This window comes from Psychromonas antarctica (genome assembly GCF_022267535.1).
GTDB lineage: Bacteria > Pseudomonadota > Gammaproteobacteria > Enterobacterales > Psychromonadaceae > Psychromonas > Psychromonas antarctica.
Genome location: NZ_JAHNZV010000108.1, coordinates 1 through 9004 on the forward strand (window position 1 = coordinate 1; position 9004 = coordinate 9004).

Genomic DNA, 9004 nt, shown 5'->3' on the forward strand with positions numbered 1-9004 from the left:
GTACTCGATCAATGTCAAGTCGCTTTACGAAGCTTATTAAAGGTCTGTTTGTACTCACTCAACTAGACCTTTATTTTTCCTATTATTCAACAATGAACAAACATCAAATAAAACAAAAAATAAAACACAAGTAACTTCAGTGGTTTGTGATTTAAATATAAAAATAGTTGATGTTTTTGTTGTTATTACTTTTAATATTTGTATACTATTCATCGCCTTAGGGTTTTGGGTTGGCTGTGCTCAAACTGGCTTTGATAAAAAGTTAAATAAATTTATACAGTAAATTAAATCAATTTAAAGTTATTTATATTAGTAGCTTAAAAAATCTTACAAAGGAGCATTTTAAATGCAAGCAAATACTTATTTAGATTATGAAGGAATTAAAGGCGAAACAACTGCTGAAGAGTACAAAGATAAAATTACTGTACTTTCATTAGATTGGAATGTTAGCCGTGAGTTATCTTCTTTCACTGGTACAGCACAAGATCGTGAAGCAAGTGCAACACGTCTTGGTGATGTTCATATCACTAAGCTACAAGACAGTGCTTCACCAGATTTATTTAAAGAATCTACAATCGGTAAAGGCAAAAAAGCGATTTTCCACATCACAAAACAAGGTGATAAAATCGAAGAGATCATGAAAATTGAACTTACAGATGCAATGATTTCAAGTTACAGCGTTTCTGTTCAAGGCGATCGTCCTGTTGAAAACATCACTATCAGCTACACAGAAATGATGATGACTGTTACACCAACTGATGATAAAAATAATATTACAGCGCCTCTTGTATATGGTTATAGCGGTGTTAAAGGTCAACAAATGTAATTTGTTGATTAAAGCCTCTGAGAATAGATGTTCTCAGAGGCTTATATTAGTTTTGAACGTTGGGGCAATGAATGGAAAAGGCAACACAAAAAAATAATATAATTAGTATCTCCACACCGCTTGGTAAAGATACCCTTTATTTGACTAGTTTTTCTGCAAACGAAGCGATTTCTCAAATATTTTCATTTTCCGCTTCTACTTACACCGTCGGTACTAAAATAACCTTGGATGGACTGGTTGGTAAGCCTGTTTGTATCTCATTACGAAATGCACAAAGTAGTGGTGCAGTGCGTTATTTTCACGGTATTGTCAGTCATATCGAAGCGAGTGGTTCGCGAACGGCTGCGACAGATGAAGTAGAAGACTATATTGATTATCACTTGGTTATTCAGCCAAGTGCTGCGTTTATGGAAAAACGCAAAAATTGCCGCATTTATCAAAACAAATCAGTGCTTGAGATTGTTACCGATCTGTTTGGACAACATGATGTTGCATTAAAAGACAAAACCACTGCAAGTTACGCAAAATATGATTATTGCGTACAATATCAAGAGTCAGATCTCGACTTTGTCACCCGCTTATTACAGCAAGAAGGCATATTTTATTTTTTCGAACACAGTAAATCCGCTCATACTTTAGTGCTCGCTGATAGCACTGTTGCTTATGAAAAATGTGCAGAAGGCAGTGTTAAATGCTATTCAGGCTCATTATCTGAATCACATGTTGCTAGTTGGCAAGGTGGGTTGAGTATGGTCAGTGGTGCCTTTTTACAAAAAGGTTATGACTTTAAACAGCCGAAAAAATTTCCCAGTGGAGAAAATAAAGTCGCTACACTACCTTCACAAGATAAATATGAAATTTATGATTATGTGGGGGAGTCTGAATTTAATAAACGTGCTAAACCTGCCGCCGATATCCGCCTTGAAGCGCTACAAAAAGATATGCACAAATCAAGCGGACAAGGAGACTGTCGCAGTTTTGCAGTGGGTAAATTATTCACTTTCACAGAACACGAAGATTCGCGTTATACAGGGCAAACGTTTGCTATAACAGCAATTCGTACAGTTGCTAATCAACCCAATCAGTCTGGCGCCAACCAATCAGCTGGCGATATTTTCCGTAATGATTTTGAGTGTGTCCCTGATAAAACCCCCTATAGGCCATCACTAAGTATTAGCAAACCACTTGTTAATGGCGTGCAAACGGCAATTGTCACTGGCGATAGCGGTGATGAGATATTAGTTGATAATTTTGGCCGCGTTAAAGTGCAGTTTCATTGGGACAGAGAAGGTAAAAATGATTCGAAAAGTTCGTGTTGGATCCGCGTAGCGCAAAATTGGGCGGGTAATAAATGGGGCGCGTTCTTTTTCCCCCGAGTCGGCCAAGAAGTACTGGTTGAATTTATCAATGGTGATCCAGATCAGCCTATCATCAGTGGTGCGGTTTACAATGCAGATTTAATGCCTCCTTATGCATTACCGGCGAAGAAAACCCAAAGCGGTATTAAATCGCACAGCACTAAAAAAGGTGGTGCTAATAATTTTAATGAAATGCGTTTTGAAGATGAGAAAGGCAAAGAACTGCTTTTCTTCCAAGCGGAAAAAGATCATGAATTGAATGTTAAAAACGATCAAAAAGACACCATAGGCAATGATCGTCTTACTGATATAGGCAATAATGATACCGTCAAAGTCGGTAAAACTTTAAAAGTAGACGCTGGTAGTGAAATTGTATTTAAAACGGGCGGGGCGTCGATCACCTTAAAAAGTAGTGGCTCGATTGAGATTAAAGGGACCAGTATCTCAATTAACGGTACTAAAATCGCCCAAAAAGCTTCTATTATTACGTTGAATTAATGATGATGAATGCAATCAAATATCAAGGTGTTGATCGTCTTGGACGTAATTGCAGAGGGATCTCTTTAGTGTGTAACTTTGGTTATCATCACCTTGCCTGTAAACCTCAACATAAGCCAGACGATCCATGGTTAGCACTACCGTTGATGGAGTTTTGGACGTGTAATACGCTTGCTAAACAGTTTTTAAGTAATCTCCATCAATGGAAAAATGATTTTAACGTTATTGCGCAACTGTTTAGTTACCTCAAAAATGATGAACATTCACTGGCGAATTACACCAAACAACAGATAGTTGATTATATCGCATTGCAATTGGAGCAACGGCAATTGCTGATCTTCCCGATTGATGATAAAAAGCCATTATTTAATAATCGTCATCTGACGGCTAGCAGTGATAAATCAGCTAAACCACTGGTGTTGGCAAGTGGGAGTAAAGTTGTTAACGCGAAACTTGCACCCGCGCCGGTTGTTGCGCAAGTACCTCAAAAAGAAAAAGTGAAGCTTGCCCAATCGATAGATGAAGCTGAAATAAGAATACAAAAAGCAAAAGTGGAAATAGCAGAAGCGCGCAATGCAGGTAAACCACTACCTCAAACACCTTATACGCTTGCAGATAAACAAGCCATAGTTAAAAATGGTTTACAAGAGAACATCTTAGTTCGAGTTATAGAAACAGATCATGCCACCGATACGGGCACCATTGGGCAAGTTAAAAATGGTCGTTCAACAACATGGACCGCGCCCATGAGTCAAGTGGAACATGCAGATAGTGATGTAGCGCTATTACTTAATGCCTTCGGAACACGCTACGATGCAGATAAAACCTATACGATGCTGCTGATAGACCAAGAAAAAATGGCGAATGCTGGTGATGTCGTTTCAATTGTCCCTACATTTGAAAACCTGATACAAATGATTGCTGATAATCCTGAGATGGGAATTGATCCTGAAATTGCCAGGCAAGTGCTTAATGCAGATTTTGCGACTAAATATGAAGTGTTTGCAAAGCAAGGTTGGGCAAATGGCATCAATATGGATAAAAATCAAGATCGAATCGATTTTGCGCACGAAATGGGTCACGATAAAGAAACTGCTAAGTTACTAAGTAAACGGCACCAGATAGCCAAAGATATCAGCGCCTGGGAAATTTTCACTGGTAATGGTATGACCCGTGATACCAATGTGACGGGTAAAGTCGCTTATGGGCCTGTGGAAGTATTCACGTACGATAAGCAACCAGAGCAATTAGGTAAATTAGAGAGCGCTGAAATCGGCGCAATAAAACGAATTAAACTGGACTAAATGGTGAAAAAATTTATAGATACCGATCCGAACCTGCTTGATGATGATAAGCGTATTATTTTGCGCTATTCACACCCCCGTTTTGATAAAACAAATACGGATTATTATTACTTGTTATTGGATAAAAATCATCTGTTATGGACCAGTAAAGGATATTTTCCTTCGATAAATGGCAAGCCTGCAAAATGGACAGGAGGAACTGATATTGAGTTTCCTAAGGAAGGTTTGCTCTGGTTTATTAAAAGCATTGAACAGAAATTTTTAAAAACAGAGGCGCAGGGCGGATTAGAAAAAGGCGCATTTACTTATAGTGAAGAGATTAAGGGCGAAAAATTAGCGATAAAAAGACAGTTTGGTGTTCCTGGTTACGGCCTGATGAATTTTTCAAGGGAAGGGCATGGCTTTGCTGAAGGTGATGTTCAGCTAGCAGAATTCACCGATGTCATGCTATTTGATAACGGTTTGTTTAAGCAGTTCACTGATATTGCAAAGCAAATAGAAAATGGCGAAATCTAGTTATTGCTTGGTAAATTCTGATAATACTTATTCACCAAAATAATAACAGGGCCTGATATTTCATCTTGATTGTCAATAAAAACGAGCAATGCCATTAGGAACAACGCTTTATTTTAACAGTACTAAATCTGAGTATTTAATAGTTTAAAGCAGCAGTCTATGTAGTTAACTAGGCCGTCATTCAGCCGTTGCATTTTGTAGTAGCGGTTGACTAACTGGCAGAAAAAGCAATTAATCAACTTAAATTTAAAAAGATGATAGGTAAAAAATGGGTAAACCCGCAGCAACAATTTCACACTTTCATGTCTGCCCGAAAGTCACTAGTAAAGTCCCACATGTGGGAGGCCCGATTGTGGCTGGCTCGGGTAATGTGTTAATCGGCGGCATGCCCGCTGCTCGTAAAGGCGACATGTTGGTTTGTATAGGCCCCCCTGATTCAATTAAAGCGGGCTCTGGCTCTGTTAAAATTAACGGTAAACCAGCCGCCAGACTGGGGGATGGCACTAATCACGGTGGCGTGATTGTGGTCGGAAATCCCACCGTCTTAATTGGTGGGTAATCATCCCCCGTGTTTGTTATTAAAGAGTGAATTGATGTTAGCAAGACAAAATTATATGGATGAATTATTGGCGCAACGCGCGCAATTTATCGATACATTTTATGCGGTAAAAGCGAATGCAGATGAGAGTCGTAGGCGTTTAATTGCTTGTGCGCGTTTGCTTGTTAAAAAAGAACATCCCTTTTTTTTCTGCACTGAATTCAAAGCAGCCTTGGATGTGTTACTGCTCGATACTCAGATGACAAAAACACAGCAGTTGTTGATGTTACAGCTCTATGCGGTTATCCACCAAAATCCACAAGAAATAGTGGATCTCGTTTATAAATCAAGCTCTGTTGAGTTACAAAACAGCGCGCCATTACTTGCTTTATTAATGGATGTTGATGATGATCTCTTGCTTGTTAATCATCCAGAAACGGTCGTAAACAACCACTTAATTAGCGCCTTTTACCGTCATAAATGGTCTCTGTTATCTGAATTTTCTGTGCTCTATTTTCCAACGGCTACGCCGTTAACACAGTTATATTTAAAGGTACTTGTTGATAATAAGTCATTAAGTAAAGAACTGATCACAGACTTTATCCACTGTGATTATCTGCATTCTCATCTCTTTGAATTGTATATTGTTCGTTTGGATGAACGCCAAGTAACTGCGATAGTGAATTATTTGTCGCGTGATGAAGACAATGCCGGCCTGATTATTAACGTCATGGCATTAAGTGGTTACAGCAAATTTATCCCCTTTTTAGCGCGCTACCTACAACGTAAAGAACACACCCTTGCCGCACATCATGCATTGCGAATTTTACTCGGCGAGTCACTGGACAACTTCATGCCTGATGCGATTCAATTTGCGGCAGAAAAAATGCAACGAATTCAAGATTTCACCTATTACGGCGCTAAAATCCTTCATTATTGGGATAGCACATTATTACCCTCCGTAGCAGCGCGTATTTTATCGGGGCAAGCTATCACGCCTGAAAACCTCGCCACAATTTGGCTGGATGGCAGCCAAGCACATCGCCGTATGGCTGCTGTACATCAAACACAATTTACGCAGGATTATTCTGCTATTTATTATGCTTGTCCTGAGGCTGTATTATGAAGTTGCATTTAAGCGCGACCAATATGTGGCTTGGTATGACGCCCGATATAGATAGCGCCCTGGTTATCGATTTAATCCCTGTTGACTGTCCGTTAGTTTCACTTAACGGGGGGGAGCAAATTCCAGCTGCATTTTCTGATATCAAAAGTAACACTAAACTTGAGCGTCTGATGGCGCTGCTTGAGCCGCTTGTTGAACAGCAACTTGCTGAAAAAAAAATTGATTTCGCTACTACGCCAGTTTTTTGGTTACTGCCCGAGTTGACTATCCAAGACAATACGCCTCTTCTTGAGTGGGGGGCTGCGCTAAAAAAACGATTTCCATCACTCTTCACACACCCTAAAAGTCAGTTTTTCCCCTTTGGCCGCAGTGCTTTTGCCATGTCGCTGAGTGCCATGTCGGTGTTGTTTGAGCAGCAAATGACTAAGCAGGTTTGCGTCATCGCGCTGGACAGTTTATATCATGAACTTGAAAATCTCGTGGCTACATCTGCCTGCATCACCGCGAAAAGTGCTGCCGGATTAATACCTTCTGAGGGGGCTATTATGACCTGTATATCAGCGGTCGCTGAAAGTGAGGAAGGCATGCGTGTTTTATTTAATGCCAGTGAACGAGCAACCCAAGAGCAATCCACTCACGCAATTGACAGTTTGTTCTATCAAGTAGCGAACACGTTAAATAACAACACACTACATGCGCCAATCAGTACCTTTTATGCGCCCGGAAACGGGCAGACCGAAAACGTCGCGCCTTGGTTAAATGCCTATGTGCATTTACACCCTCATATCGATAAAAACACGCAGTTAAAGCAAATGGCGATGCTCACCGGCGAGTTGGGTTGTGTGACCGGGTTATTTAATTTCTTACATGTTTACCATGCATATCAAAATCAAAGCTTAACGGGTATTACATTGCAACTAGACGTTTCTGAGCGACTCTATCAGGCGGTTAATTTATATTCATGGACAGGCAAGGATTAACGTTTAATGAAACAACAATACCGATTTAAGGGGCGGAGTAGTCGCTATTTAATAGCGCTTAGCGGAACAAAAACACCGGCTAGCTTTACGTCTGTTAATATCAAAAATAGTGAGCAATTAGCTGCCTTGCGTGCGGATATTGCACATGGTTTATTAAGCACGCCAGTGTCATCGTTTGCTGCGAATGCCCTGTTGGGTGCAGTAAATATGAAGCAAGGCGTAAATCCGAAGCAGATTGGTGCGCTACTCGATAGTGCATTAACGTCGGGAAAACTTTGTGCATTTAAAGATATCCCTAAAGCGGCAACCCAAACCTCTACAGAAGTTAATGCGCCAGTAGTTGGCAATAAATCCGATAAAAGCACGTCTGTAAAAACCTCTACAAAAGGCAAAACAGATAAAAATTCAACCAGCAGTGGCAGTTCAAGTAACCATGATGTTACTAAAAAGCCTGCGACAGCGCATGCAACCTGTGGTGACCCTGTTTCCATGGTCACAGGAGAGGAAATATTAGCATTACAAGATTTTGAACTTAATGGATTATTCCCTCTGGTTTGGCGTCGTTTATACCGCTCTTCAACAATCGAAACGAATACAGGCTTAGGGTGTGGTTGGCGGCATAATTTTAGTTTGCAGCTTATTGAGCGTTATCAAGCGCCGCCTAAGGTGGGGCCGAAGCAACCCGGAAAATATTGGCTTGAATTAATTGATGAAGAGGGTAATAGCCATCACTTTAATGTCGTTAAACCGGGACAAATCAGTTATCAGGCAAGCTCTGGCTTGGCGCTTTTACATGAAAAAGAGGGGCGGCAAGTACTTATCCGTGCAGATGAAAGTCAATGGGTGTTTAATAAGTTAGGTGATGACTGGTTATTAGAAAATATTAGTAATGAACTCGGTAATGAACTGATACTCAACTATGATAGGCATCAACGCCTTGTCACTATTGCGAGCAGTGCTCGACGCGGTATTGCAATAAATTACAATAGTGACAATAACATTGTACGTATTGCCGCATATATCGTTGATAACAAAGGACAGAAAAACATTCAACCGCAACTGCTCGCCAGTTATCAGTATAATGACCAGCAGTCACTGATAGCCGCGATAGATAGTCAAGGTGCGAGCGAACAATATAAATATTTAACCGGATCATTGTTAAAGCAACGATGTCGCGCGTCGGGTTTCAGCCACTATTTTGCTTGGATTGGAGAAGATAAAAATGCGAAATGTTGCCGCCAATGGGGCGACGACGGCGCGTACGATTATCATTTTGACTATAACGGCAATAAAAGCACCAGCACCGATAGCTTAGGCAATACCGAGCACTATTTTCATAATGAACAAGAGTTACTGACCTGTTATATCGATGCGAACGGCAATAAAACCGAGCATAGCTATGATACTCAAGGGCGTAAAATCAGCACCCTTGATGCCAACGGACACAGTACGCAATATGCTTATAATCAGGCTGGGCAGTTAAGTAAACAGATTGAAGCCGATGGCAGCGAGACAAGCTATTTTTATAACGGCTTTGGTAAACGTGTGGCGACTGTTGATTCACTGGGCCGGCAAGTTCAACGTCAGTTTAACGCATCGGGGCGATTGTTATCTGAAATACAACCCGATGGGCGAGCAACGAATTATAGATATAATGAAGCGGGCCTGCTTGGTGAAAAAATATCGGCAGACGGTGTTAGCACGTTTTATCAATGGAATGACCATGGTGAGCTGCTGGCTGAAAAAGTAGGCGAGGCATTAACCCGTTACAGTTACGACGGATTAGGGCGATTAAATGCAGTCTGTGACGCACAGGGCTTAGTGACCGAATATCAACGTAATACTCGCGGACAAGTCT

Annotated in this window: 8 protein-coding genes; all 8 read left to right on the forward strand. The window is 40.7% G+C overall.

The window, feature by feature from the left end; all coding sequences use genetic code 11:
* Positions 1–346 precede the first annotated feature (346 nt).
* Complete coding sequence (locus tag KSO91_RS14545; RefSeq protein WP_238743759.1) at positions 347–826, forward strand: Hcp family type VI secretion system effector; 480 nt, start codon at positions 347–349, stop codon at positions 824–826.
* Between the two features lie 71 nt (positions 827–897).
* Positions 898–2682: a type VI secretion system tip protein TssI/VgrG gene (gene tssI / locus KSO91_RS14550; RefSeq protein ID WP_238743760.1), complete on the forward strand. Its 1785-nt coding sequence runs from the start codon at positions 898–900 to the stop codon at positions 2680–2682.
* The gene (locus KSO91_RS14555; protein WP_238743761.1) at positions 2682–3986 is read left to right on the forward strand and encodes a hypothetical protein; all 1305 of its coding nucleotides are present in this window, start codon (positions 2682–2684) and stop codon (positions 3984–3986) included. The genes tssI and KSO91_RS14555 overlap by 1 nt, the downstream gene beginning before the upstream one ends.
* Complete coding sequence (locus tag KSO91_RS14560) at positions 3987–4502, forward strand: hypothetical protein (RefSeq protein ID WP_238743762.1); 516 nt, start codon at positions 3987–3989, stop codon at positions 4500–4502.
* Between the two features lie 268 nt (positions 4503–4770).
* Positions 4771–5061: a PAAR domain-containing protein gene (locus KSO91_RS14565; protein WP_238743763.1), complete on the forward strand. Its 291-nt coding sequence runs from the start codon at positions 4771–4773 to the stop codon at positions 5059–5061.
* A gap of 34 nt (positions 5062–5095) precedes the next feature.
* Positions 5096–6166: a hypothetical protein gene (locus KSO91_RS14570; RefSeq protein ID WP_238743764.1), complete on the forward strand. Its 1071-nt coding sequence runs from the start codon at positions 5096–5098 to the stop codon at positions 6164–6166.
* Positions 6163–7146: a hypothetical protein gene (locus tag KSO91_RS14575; RefSeq protein WP_238743765.1), complete on the forward strand. Its 984-nt coding sequence runs from the start codon at positions 6163–6165 to the stop codon at positions 7144–7146. Before KSO91_RS14570 ends, KSO91_RS14575 begins: the two co-directional genes overlap by 4 nt.
* A 6-nt stretch (positions 7147–7152) precedes the next feature.
* Positions 7153–9004 (forward strand): DUF6531 domain-containing protein (locus tag KSO91_RS14580; RefSeq protein WP_238743766.1); only part of this gene is annotated, 1852 nt, incomplete at its 3' end.

Coding starts and splice junctions, on each gene's coding strand:
- KSO91_RS14570 (WP_238743764.1), top strand. CDS start 5,096: ATGTTAGCAAGACAAAATTATATGGATGAATTATTGGCGCAACGCGCG.
- KSO91_RS14555 (WP_238743761.1), top strand. CDS start 2,682: ATGATGATGAATGCAATCAAATATCAAGGTGTTGATCGTCTTGGACGT.
- KSO91_RS14560 (WP_238743762.1), top strand. CDS start 3,987: ATGGTGAAAAAATTTATAGATACCGATCCGAACCTGCTTGATGATGAT.
- KSO91_RS14545 (WP_238743759.1), top strand. CDS start 347: ATGCAAGCAAATACTTATTTAGATTATGAAGGAATTAAAGGCGAAACA.
- KSO91_RS14565 (WP_238743763.1), top strand. CDS start 4,771: ATGGGTAAACCCGCAGCAACAATTTCACACTTTCATGTCTGCCCGAAA.
- KSO91_RS14575 (WP_238743765.1), top strand. CDS start 6,163: ATGAAGTTGCATTTAAGCGCGACCAATATGTGGCTTGGTATGACGCCC.
- tssI (WP_238743760.1), top strand. CDS start 898: ATGGAAAAGGCAACACAAAAAAATAATATAATTAGTATCTCCACACCG.